Origin of the sequence: Lactonifactor longoviformis (assembly GCF_042848515.1) — a bacterium.
GTDB classification, from domain to species: Bacteria; Bacillota; Clostridia; order Lachnospirales; family Lachnospiraceae; genus Lactonifactor; species Lactonifactor longoviformis.
On the sequence record NZ_AP031453.1, the window covers coordinates 995,112 to 1,010,436 of the forward strand.

19 protein-coding genes and 1 pseudogene are annotated in these 15,325 nt (G+C 43.8%); 13 read left to right on the plus strand and 7 right to left on the minus strand.

What is annotated here, in order from left to right; all coding sequences use genetic code 11:
- Positions 1 to 23 precede the first annotated feature (23 nt).
- The 4 genes from ACGHCT_RS04475 to ACGHCT_RS04490 all read left to right on the plus strand — a co-directional run bounded on the left by ACGHCT_RS04475 (position 24) and on the right by ACGHCT_RS04490 (position 3,926).
- A complete protein-coding gene (locus tag ACGHCT_RS04475) occupies positions 24 to 974 on the plus strand; it encodes a 3'-5' exoribonuclease YhaM family protein (protein WP_072852567.1) in 951 nt (316 codons plus the stop codon).
- Positions 975 to 1,042: 68 nt separating this feature from the next.
- Positions 1,043 to 2,410, plus strand: coding sequence for a 23S rRNA (uracil(1939)-C(5))-methyltransferase RlmD (gene rlmD, locus ACGHCT_RS04480; RefSeq protein ID WP_390438456.1), 1,368 nt, complete (start codon positions 1,043 to 1,045; stop codon positions 2,408 to 2,410).
- A 483-nt stretch (positions 2,411 to 2,893) separates the two neighbouring features.
- Positions 2,894 to 3,373, plus strand: a complete 480-nt coding sequence (locus ACGHCT_RS04485; protein WP_390438459.1) for a flavodoxin — start codon at positions 2,894 to 2,896, stop codon at positions 3,371 to 3,373.
- 133 nt (positions 3,374 to 3,506) lie between these two features.
- Complete coding sequence (locus ACGHCT_RS04490; protein WP_390438461.1) at positions 3,507 to 3,926, plus strand: hypothetical protein; 420 nt, start codon at positions 3,507 to 3,509, stop codon at positions 3,924 to 3,926.
- Positions 3,927 to 3,976: 50 nt separating this feature from the next.
- Here ACGHCT_RS04490 and ACGHCT_RS04495 read toward each other — a convergent pair.
- The 4 genes and pseudogenes from ACGHCT_RS04495 to ACGHCT_RS04510 all read right to left on the minus strand — a co-directional run bounded on the left by ACGHCT_RS04495 (position 3,977) and on the right by ACGHCT_RS04510 (position 6,051).
- Positions 3,977 to 4,399 (minus strand): annotated as a pseudogene (locus tag ACGHCT_RS04495) (DUF2000 domain-containing protein).
- Between the two features lies 1 nt (position 4,400).
- Entirely contained in the window at positions 4,401 to 5,297 is an 897-nt protein-coding gene (locus tag ACGHCT_RS04500; RefSeq protein ID WP_390438463.1) for a DMT family transporter, read from the minus strand.
- A complete protein-coding gene (locus ACGHCT_RS04505) occupies positions 5,290 to 5,598 on the minus strand; it encodes a helix-turn-helix domain-containing protein (protein WP_390438465.1) in 309 nt (102 codons plus the stop codon). Before ACGHCT_RS04505 ends, ACGHCT_RS04500 begins: the two co-directional genes overlap by 8 nt.
- Positions 5,599 to 5,661: 63 nt before the next feature.
- Positions 5,662 to 6,051, minus strand: coding sequence for an AraC family ligand binding domain-containing protein (locus ACGHCT_RS04510; protein WP_390438467.1), 390 nt, complete (start codon positions 6,049 to 6,051; stop codon positions 5,662 to 5,664).
- A 143-nt stretch (positions 6,052 to 6,194) separates the two neighbouring features.
- Between ACGHCT_RS04510 and ACGHCT_RS04515 the strand changes: the two genes are divergently transcribed.
- Both ACGHCT_RS04515 and ACGHCT_RS04520 read left to right on the plus strand, forming a co-directional pair.
- Positions 6,195 to 6,461 (plus strand): helix-turn-helix domain-containing protein, encoded by a 267-nt coding sequence (locus ACGHCT_RS04515; protein WP_390438469.1) that lies wholly within the window; start codon positions 6,195 to 6,197, stop codon positions 6,459 to 6,461.
- A 294-nt stretch (positions 6,462 to 6,755) separates the two neighbouring features.
- Positions 6,756 to 6,929: a winged helix-turn-helix domain-containing protein gene (locus ACGHCT_RS04520; RefSeq protein WP_390440120.1), complete on the plus strand. Its 174-nt coding sequence runs from the start codon at positions 6,756 to 6,758 to the stop codon at positions 6,927 to 6,929.
- 342 nt (positions 6,930 to 7,271) lie between these two features.
- On the opposite strand, the gene ACGHCT_RS04525 is transcribed toward ACGHCT_RS04520, so the two are convergent.
- Positions 7,272 to 7,655, minus strand: coding sequence for a winged helix-turn-helix transcriptional regulator (locus tag ACGHCT_RS04525; RefSeq protein ID WP_390438471.1), 384 nt, complete (start codon positions 7,653 to 7,655; stop codon positions 7,272 to 7,274).
- 176 nt (positions 7,656 to 7,831) lie between these two features.
- Here ACGHCT_RS04525 and metK point away from each other — a divergent pair, with 176 nt between their 5' ends.
- From metK to ACGHCT_RS04550, 5 genes are all read left to right on the plus strand, one after another.
- Positions 7,832 to 9,037: a methionine adenosyltransferase gene (gene metK / locus ACGHCT_RS04530; protein ID WP_390438473.1), complete on the plus strand. Its 1,206-nt coding sequence runs from the start codon at positions 7,832 to 7,834 to the stop codon at positions 9,035 to 9,037.
- A 3-nt stretch (positions 9,038 to 9,040) separates the two neighbouring features.
- On the plus strand, positions 9,041 to 9,925 hold the full coding sequence (locus tag ACGHCT_RS04535; RefSeq protein ID WP_390438475.1) for a radical SAM protein: 885 nt from the start codon (positions 9,041 to 9,043) through the stop codon (positions 9,923 to 9,925).
- 40 nt (positions 9,926 to 9,965) lie between these two features.
- Positions 9,966 to 10,847 carry a radical SAM protein gene (locus ACGHCT_RS04540; RefSeq protein ID WP_390438477.1) on the plus strand — a complete coding sequence of 294 codons (882 nt, stop codon included), beginning with the start codon at positions 9,966 to 9,968 and terminating at the stop codon, positions 10,845 to 10,847.
- Between the two features lie 575 nt (positions 10,848 to 11,422).
- Complete coding sequence (locus tag ACGHCT_RS04545; RefSeq protein WP_390440122.1) at positions 11,423 to 12,004, plus strand: nucleoside phosphorylase; 582 nt, start codon at positions 11,423 to 11,425, stop codon at positions 12,002 to 12,004.
- 304 nt (positions 12,005 to 12,308) lie between these two features.
- Complete coding sequence (locus tag ACGHCT_RS04550; protein ID WP_390438480.1) at positions 12,309 to 13,334, plus strand: radical SAM protein; 1,026 nt, start codon at positions 12,309 to 12,311, stop codon at positions 13,332 to 13,334.
- Between the two features lie 57 nt (positions 13,335 to 13,391).
- On the opposite strand, the gene ACGHCT_RS04555 is transcribed toward ACGHCT_RS04550, so the two are convergent.
- Entirely contained in the window at positions 13,392 to 13,742 is a 351-nt protein-coding gene (locus ACGHCT_RS04555) for a winged helix-turn-helix transcriptional regulator (RefSeq protein WP_390438482.1), read from the minus strand.
- 149 nt (positions 13,743 to 13,891) lie between these two features.
- On the opposite strand from ACGHCT_RS04555, the gene ACGHCT_RS04560 reads away from it, so the two are divergent.
- Complete coding sequence (locus ACGHCT_RS04560; RefSeq protein WP_148458769.1) at positions 13,892 to 14,410, plus strand: nitroreductase family protein; 519 nt, start codon at positions 13,892 to 13,894, stop codon at positions 14,408 to 14,410.
- A gap of 48 nt (positions 14,411 to 14,458) precedes the next feature.
- Here ACGHCT_RS04560 and ACGHCT_RS04565 read toward each other — a convergent pair whose 3' ends face one another.
- Positions 14,459 to 14,776, minus strand: a complete 318-nt coding sequence (locus ACGHCT_RS04565; RefSeq protein ID WP_390438484.1) for an ArsR/SmtB family transcription factor — start codon at positions 14,774 to 14,776, stop codon at positions 14,459 to 14,461.
- Between the two features lie 83 nt (positions 14,777 to 14,859).
- On the opposite strand from ACGHCT_RS04565, the gene ACGHCT_RS04570 reads away from it, so the two are divergent.
- On the plus strand, positions 14,860 to 15,225 hold the full coding sequence (locus ACGHCT_RS04570) for an ArsR/SmtB family transcription factor (RefSeq protein WP_390438486.1): 366 nt from the start codon (positions 14,860 to 14,862) through the stop codon (positions 15,223 to 15,225).
- Positions 15,226 to 15,325: the final 100 nt, after the last annotated feature.

A 15,325-nucleotide genomic window follows, 5' to 3' on the forward strand; every position in this document is an offset into this window, starting at 1 on the left:
GAATTAGGAAGGCAAAAAAGAGAATGAAATTTTTAAATGAATTGCGTGAAGGTGAAAAGGCAAATGGGATTTATCTGTGCAAGCACAAGCAGTCAGCAGTGACAAAGAATGGGAAACCTTATGAAAATGTAATCCTGCAGGATAAGACCGGCACCATTGATGCCAAGATCTGGGAGCCTAACTCCCAGGGGATTGAAGATTTTGACGTACTGGATTATGTGGACGTAATCGGGGATGTAACCTGCTTTCAGGGAATGCTGCAGATGAGTATCAAACGTGCAAGAAAGGCAGCGGAGGGGGAGTATGATCCCGGAAATTATCTGCCGGTGAGCGGTAAAAGCATTGATGATATGTACCAGGAGCTTCTTCGGTATATCCAGAGCATAAAAAATCCCTATTTGCAGACGCTCCTGAAGAAATATTATGTAGAGGATACTGCTTTTGTCAAAGCATTTAAGGGCAATTCGGCGGCTAAAACAGTACATCACGGATTTGTAGGCGGCCTTTTAGAGCATACGTTAAGTGTTGTCAGGCTGTGCGAATACTATATAACCGCATATCCCATTTTAAACAGGGATTTGCTTCTCACCGCGGCTATTTGCCATGACATGGGAAAGACAAGAGAGCTGTCTCCATTTCCAGCCAATGACTATACAGATGACGGGCAGCTCCTGGGCCATATTATGATAGGAGCAGAGATGGTTCACGATGGGGCCAGGGAGATTCCGGGATTCCCGGAAAAACTGGAAAGCGAGCTGAAACATTGTATTCTGGCACATCATGGAGAACTGGAATACGGCTCACCGAAAAAACCTGCACTGGCAGAGGCTGTTGCCCTGAATATGGCAGATAACACAGATGCCAAGATGGAGACATTGGCTGAGATCTTCAGTTCTGCAAAGGATCAGAAGGACTGGCTGGGATATAACCGGCTGTTTGAATCTAACATACGCAAGACCACTTGCGAGGAATAAGGCAGTACATGAGGGAAGGACGGGGACGTATATGGACCCGTCCTTTATAGACGATACAGGAGACGAATATGAACTATAAAAAGAATGACAGTATTACAATTACAATAGAAGATATGGGACACGGGGGAGAGGGAATCGGCAAAATTGATGGCTTCCCCTTTTTTGTCAAGGATGCTGTGATAGGAGATACTATAGAAGCAAAGGTAATAAAAGCAAAGAAGAATTACGCCTATGCCCGGCTGATGAGACTCCTTCAGCCTTCGCCCCACAGGGTAGAACCCAGATGCCCTTATGCCCGCCAGTGCGGGGGATGCCAGATTCAAGCTCTCTCCTATGAGCAGCAGCTGAAGTTTAAAGAGAATAAGGTAAGGAATAACCTTATGCGGATCGGAGGCTTTTCTGAGGTACCCATTGAAGAGGTGATTGGAATGGAGGAACCGTATTTCTACAGAAATAAGGCTCAGTTTCCTGTTGGAAAGGATAAGGACGGCAATATAATCGCCGGCTTTTATGCCAGCCGGACCCACACCATTATCAACAACAGAAAATGTTTCCTCGGAGCAGAGATCAATGAGATAATTCTGGACAAGATCATTGCCTATATGACGGAGTGGAACGTGGAGCCCTATGATGAAGTGACAGGTAAGGGCCTGGTACGCCATGTTCTGATTCGCTATGGATTCCAGTCCGGCGAGATTATGGTCTGCCTGATCGTAAATGGGGAGACTTTGCCGAAGTCAGAAAAACTGGTGGAGAGTCTGAGAGAGCTCGAAGGAATGACCAGCATTTCTTTGAATGTAAACAAAAAGCGGACGAATGTAATCCTTGGAGAAGAGATTAAAGTTCTGTGGGGTCAGGCCTATATCACGGATTCCATCGGAGATGTTAAGTTCCAGATTTCCCCTCTGTCCTTTTACCAGGTAAATCCAGTGCAGACAAAGAGGCTGTATGAGAGAGCACTTGCATACGCACAGCTGACAGGCAGCGAGACTGTGTGGGATCTGTACTGCGGAATAGGAACCATCTCCCTTTTTCTGGCCCAAAAGGCAAAGCAGGTATACGGGGTGGAGATTGTCCCTCAAGCCATAGAAGACGCCAGGACAAATGCGCGGTTAAACGGGATAGAAAATGCGGCCTTTTATGTGGGAAAGGCAGAGGAGGTTCTGCCTGAGAAATATGAAAAAGACGGAATCTACGCGGATGTTATCGTGGTGGATCCTCCGAGAAAAGGCTGTGAGGAATCCCTTCTGCGCACTATGGTGGATATGAAGCCTAAGAGGATTGTATATGTGAGCTGCGACTCTGCAACTCTGGCCAGGGATGTGAAATGGCTGGGGGAGAATGGGTATGAGATGGAGAGGGTGACGGTGGTGGATCAGTTTGGGATGACAGTCCATGTTGAGAGTGTCGTGTTGATGTCAAAAGTCGAGAAGTAGATGTACGGAAAAGGCTTGAAAACAAGGGATTTCTGAGGTGGAGCAGATTTTGGACACAGGGTAACACGACCGAAAAATGAGAGGTTTGCTGTCAGAGGAAACATATCTACATGAAAAAATGACGGAGGGTTGAGTTGACAGCTTGTAAAATGGGTAGGTTGAGTTGACAGGTTGGATATTTGCAGGTCGAGTTGACAGGTTTGACAATTTGAAGAAAAATGAGATAAACGGCACCTTGTAGCAATATGAGGTGCCGTTTGTATGAAGCCGATTTTGGAGAAATGTATTGATGATTATTGGCGTACCGTCTCACTGGCTTGCGTACCATAAATTGATACAATGCACCCTTGGCTGTCAGAGGGTGCATTTTTAACGATTAACCATACTCAAAAAACGATAGGGTGCATTTGCCTTGGATTTATGGTATTCTATGGTAAAACACAGCAATAAAATATGATCTTCTTGAAAGGTGAGGTATTGAATATGAGTAAGGTATTAGTAGCGTATTTCAGTGCCAGCGGCGTAACAGCGAAACTGGCGAAGCGGCTTGCAGAGGCTATCGGAGCAGATTTACATGAGATTCAGCCAGAGGTTCCATACACGAATGCTGATCTGGACTGGATGGATAAAAAGAGCCGCAGCAGTGTGGAAATGAATGATAAGTCATTCCGGCCAGCTGTTGCAAATAAAGTGGAGAACATGGAGCAGTATTCAGTGATTTTCACAGCCTTCCCTATCTGGTGGTACGTTGCGCCGACTATTGTGAACACGTTTTTGGAGCAGTATAATCTGCAAGGAAAGACAATTATTCCACTGGCAACTTCTGGAAGCAGCGGAATGGGGAACACAAACAAGGAACTGGCGGTTTCCTGTCCGGGAGCAGAATTAAAGGAAGGAAAGAGATTTCCTGCGGATGCAAGTACGGAAGAACTAAAAGCGTGGGCAGAAGGATTTGGAATTTAAGATACATAGAAATGACCGATAAACTTATCAATATAGACCCATAAAGTTATCTTTCATGACAACGAATAATAAGAAATCTATGGTAACATCCTACCCGTAGTGGTAAATTATTCTACAGGAAAGGGTGCGAAGCATGGAAAATGAAGTATACGAAAAAGATTATGGAGAGGAATTCCGGGAGCGAAGCGATAAGTCAGAGGGAAAGGACTTTCTGGACACATTAATGGAGGTTGGATTCTTTCAGAAGTACCAGGAAGAAATGAATAAAATCCCAAAGCGTGTGGTTCCAAAGGAAAAAGTTGATTATGAATACCTGCTTGGAGAGTGTGATGCTTACGTCCGGCAGTTTGGAGGAAGAATCCGGGGCGAGGTGGATTACCAGAAATGGCAGGCGACCATTGATCTGTACATGGAACATTTTGAGTTTTGTGACCGGGAGGCGCTGACGCTGTTAAAGGAAATCGCAGAGCGGGCGGAAAATGTGACGTTTTCGATGAAAGATGGGTTGATTCGGATGTCGGTGTTTATTGGATATTTTGATGAGGTGTATTAAAAAACAGGCTGCTGGCACATGAAAAAGTTTCATGTATCAGCAGCTTTTTTCTATCGCAGCAAAGGCATACTGCCTGTGAGCTTATTAACCTTTTTCTTTGGTCCGCAGATAGCAAGGCCGAAGTATTGCAGGGTGCTCTCTGACACGTTCCCCATCTTTTCGATAAACTCATCATAGGTTTTACAGCCCTGTGCCAGATCGGAAAAGTCAACCACGGTCAAATCCTGAAAGTCGGGTTGATAGAGCTTCTCACGGATTGTTTTGATGATTTCCGGTGAGCCTTTCAAAATTGGCACGGGAAATTCAATGATGCCGAGATGCTCGTTTCCACTCTGGTCTGTAACATTTGCACCGACCACCTCTGGCATCTCTTTTCACAGGGTGATTCCCATGATAGCCGCCGTATTTGCGATAATGCCAAGCGGCAGATTTTCGTCAATGACCATGACGCATTTTTCATTCTGTAAATCCATTTTAGAGTTCCTCCTGTTTTTGTGTCTTTCCTCTGTATTCAGAAAGGAACAGTCCAATCAGTGCCAGGACCGTACCAACATCGGACATCACGGTTACTTTTTCTTTCAGTATAAGGGCAGATGTGACAACCGTGATAACCGGAACTAAGTAAATGTAAATGCTTGTTTTGACAGCACCCAGAATTTTCACAGCCATGTTCCAGGTAACGAAACAAAGTGCGGATGTGCCCAATCCTAAGAAGATCAGATTTCCCAGGTAGACTGGATTTGCGAACCGTTCTGCTCCAATACGGCAGTCAAACAGGAATAGCGCAGGTATCATAAATATAATGCCATAAGCAAATACCCGCCTTGTGGTCTGGATGGTGTGATATCCAAAACCGCTGATCTTCCGTGTCAATACAGAATAGCAGGCCCACACGACTGCCGCAGCTACGGCCAACAAGTCACCGATGGGATTTAACTGCATCTTTGCTCCGTTAAAGCTGATCAGACAGATGCCGACCATGGCAACTACAAATCCGATGAAGAAATTTGCACGCAGTTTTTCTTCCTTTGTGAACAGGTGGGTAAGCATTGCTGTGAAAAAGGGTGCTATGGAGATAATGACACCTACGTTGGAGGCCATTGTATAAGTCAGGGCAATGTTCTCCAGCAGATAATACAGGCACACGCCGCACAGTCCTGCCGCCGCAAAGACAGCTTCCTGCCGTTTGGTAGTTCCTCTCATCCGGTGGGGATAGACGATCAGCAATGCCAGAAATCCCAGGATAAACCGGAAGAACAGGATTTCTATCGGTTCAAAATCCATTAAAAGCACTTTGGTGGAGATGAAGGTAGTTCCCCATATCAGGATCGTTACCAGCGCCGCCAGATGCCCGGTTGCTTTTTTACTCATCCGGCGTTTGCTCCTTCTCTAAAAATATGTCACGGTAAAGACCCGGAGCCAATCCGATAAATCGGTTGAAATAGTTCGTGAAATGACTCTGGTCGGAAAAGCCTGTCTGCATGGCAGTCTCTATGGGAGGTACACCCTGTTCCAGAAGTTTCTTTGCTTTGCCAATGCGTATGTTCTCTAAGTAGCTGTATGGAGTGACGCCTTTGGACTTGGTAAAGGCCCGGAGCAGTGTGGATTTGCTAAGACTAGCATAGCGGCAGATCTGATCTAAATAAATCCGGTCTGCGAAGTGCTGCTCCATAAAATCGCAGGCTTTTTCAATTTCCTCCCGGCATTCCGGGATACAGCTTTCAAAGGGCTGCCCTTATCGTTGAATTAACAGTGATATGAGGAGCAGCAGGTTTTCTTCTTTGCCGAACTCGCAGGAGCCTTTCATGACCAGTTCGTGGAGCGGGTGCAGATAGCAGGTCACTTCTTCATCAAAGATCACAGTTTTGGAAAAGCCGGGAAGTTTCCTTTTCCCGGTCACTTCTTCCGCCAGGTTCAGCATAACTTCTTTGGTGATATTAAATCCCCGGTAATCCAGTGTGCCATCATCACTTTGGACACAGGCATGGTTATCTCCGGGATTGAAAAGAACGATATCGCCTTTTGCTATGGTGTGGTTTGGAAATGGCTGCACGATTCCTTCAAAGTTGTATGCCTCAATCCGAAGCTCATCATCATAAACCACCGTCCTTGTTTCTTTCTTCATGTATGTTTCCTCCTCGCTGTTCCCATTTTAACATTTGAAAAGTAAAAAGGCTTGTAAAATATCTTCATTTTTCACGGCTCACTGGATTGCTGTCTTTGGATATGGTATGCTGTAAGCAGTATATCAACTTGGAGGTACGGAGCATGGACGATCAGCAGAATACATTGACTTATGTAATCATCAAAGCGGCTGTTGCCGGGGAGAAATGGGCAATGGAACGGATTCTTAGATACTACGATGATTATATGACAGAGCTTTCCACAGTGAAAGAGAAGCAGCCGGACGGCAGCGTAAAGAGCTATGTGGATGAGGATTTGAAGCAGGAGATAGCGGTGAAACTTCTGGAGGAGATACCAAACTTCCCGATGGATGGAGGAAGCTTTGATTTGCGGACAGAGGATGTATTGTAAACATGGCAAAAGTAGTAGGGATGGATGATTGGTGCAGAAGAAATTCGCATTGCTTATGTTGCTGAATATATGCGGTATACTGATCGGCACAGCAACATTCATTCCCGTTTATTGTGTCTGGTAAAATAAAACTGGTTAGTTCCATTGATATGACATTACAGGGTGGAGCGTTTCATTACTGCAGGGAACTGTATTCCTTACATTTTCTTACCTGTTTGATAAGAACCTGTTGGAAAAGCTGGAGCTTATGATGGTGGTGTCGTATGTGATTTCATTCGCTATTATCATTCCTGTATTCCCGTTGCCCTATCCCACTATGAGTTTTTTACATTACTCTACGCAGTGTGGAAAGAGAAACCGCAACATTGCGGAGTAGCAGTGACGAATGTGATTAGCCAGCTTCGGCGGAAGATCGGGGACGGGTATATAGAAACTGTGGTAAATAGTGGGTATCGGTTTGCGGGATAGAGTAATCCCCCTGGAGCAATGTAAAAAACTGTTCCGGGGAATTTTTCTGTATATACACAAACTGGTTGTAAAGTAAACCAAAGAGTGGTGTGGGTGATGAGAATCGATAGTGTTGATAATATACCATCGGTTCTTTAATTAATTGCTGTTATTATTTCAGAATTATATTTTAATTCTGTGTGACACAGCTTACATAATTTTGGTGTGAAAACAAGCTGTACATTATTATGCCGGTGAAGAACCTTAATCAGCCTGTCTTTGGTATATTAGATGTGCATTTATATTCGGCGGAAAAGATTTTGTGTGCCTTGCCAGCTTCCCTGCTGACAAAGCACTTTGCAATTATTCCAGAAATTTTTTATTCCCATAAGGATTCACATAATCAGGAGGGCAGAGATGTTGCTCGCTCCATATCATCATTTGATTTAAGATAGGGGTAAAACTCTGCCCTAATTCGGTTAAAGAATACTCTACCTTTGGTGGTATCTCTTTATAGATCTTCCGGTGCAGAAAACCATCGCTTTCTAATTCTCGAAGTTGCTTGGTTAAAGAAGACTGCGTAATTCCATCCAGCCGGCGCATTAACTCGCCAAATCTCTGAACCTTATAAAACGCAATATACCATAAGATTATGATTTTCCATTTTCCACCTAGAATAGCCTGTATGCAGCTCATGGGAACACATCTGGTCATCATTTCTTCTGTTTGAAATTTATTTCCTGCCATGTCTGATTCCTTCCTTTCACGTTTGCCTTTATAGAGAGTATATAGCAACGGAAGGAAATTTTAAAGTACAATCTTTTTTTAGTATTAGTACAAAAAATACTACTACTACTAAAAAAATTGCGTACTTGAATAAATCTGTCTGCTCCTGTACTCTTGTGGCGAAGGAGATGATAAACATGAGAAAAACACTTTTTACTTCTGAATCTGTAACGGAAGGACATCCCGACAAAGTATGCGATCAAATTTCCGATGCAATCCTTGATGCCATTTTACAGAAAGAACCGAAGGCTCATGTGGCCTGTGAGGTATCAGCCACTACTGGGTTAGTTGTTCTAATGGGTGAAGTATCAGCTCATGCGCTGCACGAGATTGATGTAGAACAAATTGTTCGGGATACTGTCCGGAGTATTGGATATACCGGAAATGATTTTGGGTTCAATGCGGACGGAATTGCTGTAGTCTCCGCTCTGCACAGTCAATCCCCGGACATTGCTCTGGGAGTAAACAATGCATTAGAGACTCGTTTTTCTGATACGGCTGATATTGGGGCCGGAGATCAGGGGATGGTTTTTGGATATGCCACGGATGAAACAGACACCTATATGCCAATGCCTGTCTATCTGGCACATCGGATTACCCGCAGATTAGCAGAAGTCCGCAAAAATGGAAGTCTTTCTTATTTAGGGCCGGATGGAAAAGCGCAGGTTTCCGTGGAATATAAAGGCGACAGGCCGGTGCGGATTGATACCGTGATTCTTTCTACACAACATCTGCAGGAAATTTCGCATGAGGTGATTGAAGAGGATATGATTAAAAAGGTTATCATGCCGGTCATTCCGAAAGAGTTATTGGATGAGGATATCCGCTATTATATCAATCCAACTGGCCGGTTTGTGATAGGCGGCCCACAGGGTGATACCGGTTTAACTGGCCGTAAGATTATTGTAGACACCTATGGAGGATTTGCTCGTCATGGAGGAGGTGCTTTTTCAGGAAAAGATCCAACGAAGGTAGACCGCAGTGCTGCCTATGCTGCACGCTATGTTGCAAAAAATATAGTGGCGGCGGGGATTGCCCATCAATGTGAAATTCAAATTGCCTACGCAATCGGAGTGGCAACACCTGTTTCCATTTTTATTGATAGCTTTGGAACCGGGGTGATGCCGGATGAGCAGATTCTGGCTTTGGTTGAAAAATATTTTGATCTCCGGCCTTCTGCAATCATAGAAGCACTTGATCTTAGAAAACCAATCTATAAGGCTACTGCTGCTTACGGACATTTCGGAAGAAATGATCTTGACCTTCCGTGGGAACATACAGATAAAGCTAATGTGCTGCACAAAGAATTGATGAACAACACAAGCGCAGGAAAGGAGAAATGATTTATGCATTTTACAGGAACAATTTGGAGACCGCCTTATGAGGCTTACTCACTTTTGATTCAGGTAACGGCAGGATGTACCCATCACTCCTGCAAATTCTGTACTCTTTATGAGGATTTGCCCTTTAAGTTTAGAATGTCGCCGTGGGAAGAAGTAGAGGAGGATTTAAAAGAAACAAGCCGGTATTATAAGAAGGTGCCGAGGGTATTCTTTACGGGAGCAAATCCCTTTGCATTGAGTGTAGATAAGCTGAAAACACTGGCAAAGAGCGTACATGAATATTTTCCGGCCTGCCAGAGTATGGGCTGCTTTTCAAGAATTACGGATGTTACCAGAAAATCGGTGGAGGATTTAAAGGAACTGCGTGCCCTTGGATATGATGGGATTACCTTCGGGATTGAGACCGGTGATGATGAAGCGCTGACCTTTATGAAAAAGGGTTATCTGGCAAAGGATATTATCGAACAGTGCAGGAAGATGGACGAAGCAGGAATCAGCTATAACTTTTTCTATCTGACCGGCATTTCCGGTTCCGGCAGAGGGAATATCGGTGCAAAGGAGACTGCAAAAGTCATAAACCAGCTCCATCCGAAGATTATTGATGCGTCCATGCTTACGATTTATCCGACTTCTGAGCTGTACAAAGAAATTCAGGCGGGAAATTGGAAGGAAGAGACGGAGCTTGAGAAGCTGGAGGAATTAAAGACACTTATTGAAAATCTGACAGTGGATGCAAAGTTTGCTACAGATGGAGCCTCTAATCTGATTCAGGTGCGCGGTAATCTGAAAAAGGACAAGAAGAAGCTGGTTCGGTTTTTGGAGCAGCAGATCAGCAGTCAGGATGAAGCATACCTTCGGAAATATCGTGAGAATCTTCGTCACCTGTAATACAGGATGAAGTGTCAGCAAAGCGATTTGCTGGACATTTATGCATTTTACAGGGCGCACATGGAGACCGCCTTACGAGGCAAGCTCGTTTATTTTACAGGCAACATCAGGCTGTACCTATCGTAATTGCAGCTTCTGTAGTTTGTATAAAGATGAACCATTTCGGATGTCTCCAATGGAGGAATTTGAGGAGGATCTTGCCGAGCTGAAACATTATCAGCCAAACGCAAGGAGAATTTTTCTGACTGGCGCGAATCCATTTGCTATGAGTTATGAGAATCTGAAACTCCGGGCGCTGACAGTCCGGGATTATCTGATCAAATGTCAGACGATTGCCATGTTTGCCAGTATTCGGGATATAAAAAATAAAGAGGTCTGGCAGCTTAAGAAACTGCGGGCTATGGGGATCAATGGGCTGACGATTGGGACAGAAAGCGGAGATGATGAAACGCTTACTTTGGCAAGAAAAGGCTACACTTCTCAGGATATACTGGAACAGTGCCGGAAGCTGGATGAAGCCGGGATTGAATATTATTTTGTGTATATGACAGGACTGTCGGGAAGAGGTGGGGAGTACCGCAATGCGGTAAACAGTGCGAAGCTGTTCAGCCAGTTAAATCCTTATTTTATTTCTGTGGATTCCCTGACGCTTTTCCCGGAAACAGAATTATATCAAAGGTATCAGGAAGGAACTTTCCTTCCGTCAACGGAAAAGGACAGACTGCGGGAACTACAGATTTTTATCAGCACTTTGCAGTTAAGAATACATTTGTTTGCGGATTCGAAATCGAATTTTTATCCGACTACGGCATACCTGCCAAAAGAGCGTGAAAAAATCCTTGAGGAACTGCAGCATGTGATTGATACGGTGGATGAGAAAGACATGGAAGCGTACCGAGCAGGATTGCGGTCATTGGGTTGATGGGGCATTACATATGGAAGGTCTGATTTTATATAGAAATAATAGATGGAAAAAACAATTTTTGATTATGGTATCCGGTCAAGCAGTTTCGCTGATTGGCAGTACAGCGGTACAATTTTCAGTTATTTGGTGGTTGGCGGCAAGCCTTGACTCACCAATGGTATAGCAGTTGCAAGTATCGCAGTATATCGGCGGTTTTTGCTCTTTTTTCTGGCAGGTACACCGCAGGCGTGGATTTGCTACCTTTTACTGGGCTGCGGGCGATAGGTGAAGTATTCCAGACACCTGCTGTACAAGCCGTAGTACCGCTGATTGTGCCTAGGGAAGAACTGGTAAGAGCAAACGCATGGGATCAATTTTTGCAGTCAGGAGCATTGATGCTTGGGCCGTCATGTATGCGGCGCTACCGCTCCCGTTGATTTAATTTCCAGATCTTAAAAATTAGTAAGGAAGGCTTTTTGGAAGGAATGTATATTTACGGATGATATAAGTTTGTGAATTTTCGGAGACAATGATACAGGAAATTATAGAAAAATATCAGGCGAAAAGAATTGGACGTTTAATTAGTGTGGGTGGTGACACTACTATATATAAAATTTTATAAAACTATCAGGATAGCTGTTTGCCAAGTAATGGTGGGGGCTCCAGCATGCGTGAGTAATTTGGAGGAGTTAATTGCTTTAGGAGCAAAAAAAATTTTTGTATGTGGTGAATGTGGGGTATTGGATCGAACTATTGATGATGCACATCTGATTATCTCAACTAGTGCTGTACGAGATGAAGGTACAAGTTATCGTTATTTGCCAGTTTCAGATGAAGTGGAACTTGATACTTATGGAATAAAAGTGATTGAAGAAGTATTTAAAAAGGAAGGGTTGCAGTATAAAAAAGGTAAAGTATGGACAACAGATGCACCGTACCGTGAGACTCGTAAGAAAATGTTGCAACGTAAAGAGCAGGGATGTATTGCTGTTGAGATTGAGTGTGCTACTTTGGCTGCCGCTGCAAAGTTTAGAGGGATTACATTTGCACAATTTGTTTATGCATGTGATAATCTTGATGCAGAAAAATGGGATCAGCGTGGATTAACAGTTCGTCCTGTTTCTAAAAAAGTACAGACGTTTGAGCTTGCAATGGAATGTGCAATAAATTTATAAATTCTAATGAAGCTATATTTAAGGTATTGAAATGACAAAAGTGGAATGGTAAATTAGTGGAACTGAATCAATCTTTTTGATAAGTATGAACTGTCTTGAAAAATCAAATAGGCGGATGTAAAGATACGGAGCCAGTAACTTATGAATTTCAGGGTTATTGGCTCTATTTTATACTCTTATTGATGTGCTTATCATTGTAGGCTTTACTTCCCCAAAGGGTAGTTACTTTCAAAAAAGTGCATTCTTGTTAAGGGTTATATGAAATGCTACCCTTAATCTGAATACACAGAAAGGAAGAACACCAATGAGAGAGATTGAAATAGGGCCGATTCGTCCGCCATCAGAGAGTAACAGCCTGCTGATTCGGGTTACAAGAGGGTGCCACTGGAACAAATGCTATTTCTGTGGACTTTATAAATCCATGAGATTTTCCATGCGCCCCATAGATGAAACCATCGAGGATATTAAGCAGCAGGCAGAGCTTTACCGGGGAAAAAAGATTACTTCCTGCTTTCTGCAGGATGGTGATGCGCTGGTATTAAAAACGGATTATCTGCTCCGAATTCTGGATGCAATCAATCAGTATTTCCCGGATATGCAGTATATCACTTCCTATGCCCGTGCCGATAGTATTACCCGGAAAAGTCCGGCAGAATTAAAGGCTTTATGGCAGGCGGGACTGAACCATCTTTACTCTGGAATGGAAACTGGCTCAGACCAGATATTGCAGTTAATCAACAAAGGATTTGATGCAGATACTGTTGTCCGAAGCGGCTGTATGGCAAAGGACGCGGATATGATTTTATCGGAATTTATATTGTTGGGAATCGGTGGGAAGGAACTGTCAGAAGAAAATGCAGTCCACACGGCTAAGGCACTGAATATGATCCAGCCAGATTTTATTCGGGTTCACGTTACAGGAATTAAGCCTGAGTCAAAAATGGGAGAGTTTGTGCGGGATGGTTCCGTTACTCTACAGTCTGAGGAAGAAATCGTGATAGAGCAGAAACTATTCCTGCAGCAGTTACAGGAGATGGATAGCTACTACATGAATGAACACATCATCAACCTGCTTTTAGAGGTACGGGGAAATCTAAGGACAGAGAAAAAGGAAATGCTTTCTACGATTGATCGTTTTCTTACCTTGCCCCCGGATGAAAGACTTCTTTTTGCTGTTGGCCGGCGGCTCAATATTTTCTTTTTTCTAGATGATCTGAAAAAAACGGAGTTACATCGAAAGGCAGAAGAAAGCATGAAAAAGATATTAGATAGGAATCCCAATGTGGATTTTGCTGCATTATGTAATTATGTGCGGCAATCACAGATTTAAACAGAAATAGCAAAGTCGGGTATAGCGAATGTTATCAGCTATACCCGGCTCTTTCTTTTATCCTTTGCAGCACGGAGACTGCACATCCAGTCCATCCAGATAGCCTTTCCCCCACTGGCATAAAGCGTCCAATATCGGAATAACACTGCGACCAAATTCGGTAAGGGAGTAGATCGTTTTTGGTGGTTTCTCCGGGATGACCTCTCGATGAATCATTCCGCAATTCTCTAAATCATGGAGCTGACCGGAGAGCATTTTGGGGGTTGCCTTTGGGATGAGCCGCTGCAGTTCCATGTAGTGGAGAGACTGGTCTATCAGGTGCCAGAGGATTAAAGGTTTGTATTTGCCGCCGATTAAAGACAGTGCGGCTTCAACCGGGCAGTTAAATTGAGTTTGTTTACAGTTCATGTTGCTTCTCCTTTTCTGCAAGGGTGCTACCTTTTTTGAAAGTACCTATCAAAAAAGTGCATTCTTGTGGATATTACGATTCATGCTACAATAAATTCATGGTTGGTTTGACATACCGAATACATGATACACAGAAAGGGGTAATTATTATGGATTTTATCAATATTGCAAAACAGCGTCATTCTGTACGCAGCTACAAAAATCAGAAAGTGGAGCCGGAAAAGTTGGAGCAGATTCTGGAAGCAGCTCATGTGGCTCCGACAGCCGCTAACCTTCAGCCGGTTCATCTGATTGCTGTTCAGAGTGAGGAGGGTCTGGCGAAGGTCAGTAAGGCCGCTGGTATCTATAATGCACCGTTGGCGATCATTGTTTGTGCAGATCATAACAAGGCATGGGTACGTCCATTCGATCAGAAACAAAGTGGTGACATTGACGCATCCATCCTGACTGACCACATGATGCTGCAGGCCACAGAGTTAGGTCTTGGAACCGTATGGGTTTGTTACTTCAAGCCGGATGTACTGCGCGAGGAATTTAACCTTCCGGATAGTCTGGAACCGGTCAACATTCTGGTAATTGGTTATTCTGATGATGATCCGGCAGATACGAATCGTTTTGATACACAGCGTATTCCGATGAGCCAGTTGGTTTCCTATGAAAATCTGTAAATGAATACTTGGCGCAGCCCCTGTAAAACAAGCACAGGGGCTGTGCTTTTATCGCTCTGAAATATGTGCGTAGGTTTCTTCCAGTATCCAGCCGATGTGTTCGTCCTGCAAGGAATAAAATACGTTTTTACCAACCTTGCGGGAGTAGACCAGGCGTACAATCCGCAGCGCACGAAGCTGATGGGAGATGGCTGATTCTGTGGCCTGCATTTCCTTTGCCAGATCACTGACGCAGTAGTCTTTCTCCATCAGACGCCACAGTATCCGCATACGGGTATAATCACCCATTGCTTTATAAAGTTCAGATAGCTGCTGTAATTCCTCTGGTTTTGGAACCATAAAAGTTGTATGTTCTGTTGTATTCATGTAATCTCTCCAATCTATGTGTAAGCTGTTTGACAGATAAAATTTAAATAGCTATGATAGTTCCAGGAAGGAGATGATTTTTGATGTCACATTATAATCTACCTCACAACCACGGACAGAATATTGAACGGGTATTAGACAAGATGCCTTCTGTGGAAGGCTTTACTAATATAGCATTTTTATTTCAGCAGCTTGATGATCCGACACGTCTGCGGATTTTATGGCTGCTCTGTCACTGTGAAGAATGTGTCTGTAACATTGCGGCGGCTGTGGATATGAGTGCTCCCGCAGTATCGCACCATTTGCGGATACTGAAAAAAAGTGGGATCATATCCAGCCGCAGGGAAGGAAAAGAAGTGTATTACTCCTTATCAGACACACAACAGGCTAAATTATTGCATCGTTCTATAGATGCGTTATTTGAAATATCCTGCCCGACAAATCAATAGAGGAAATACCCTCCGGATATACCATGATGTCATGATTACAGGACGAATAAGGGAAATGCGCCGCTTTCATGTTAAGAATGAAGTGCGGCGCATTTCGGTT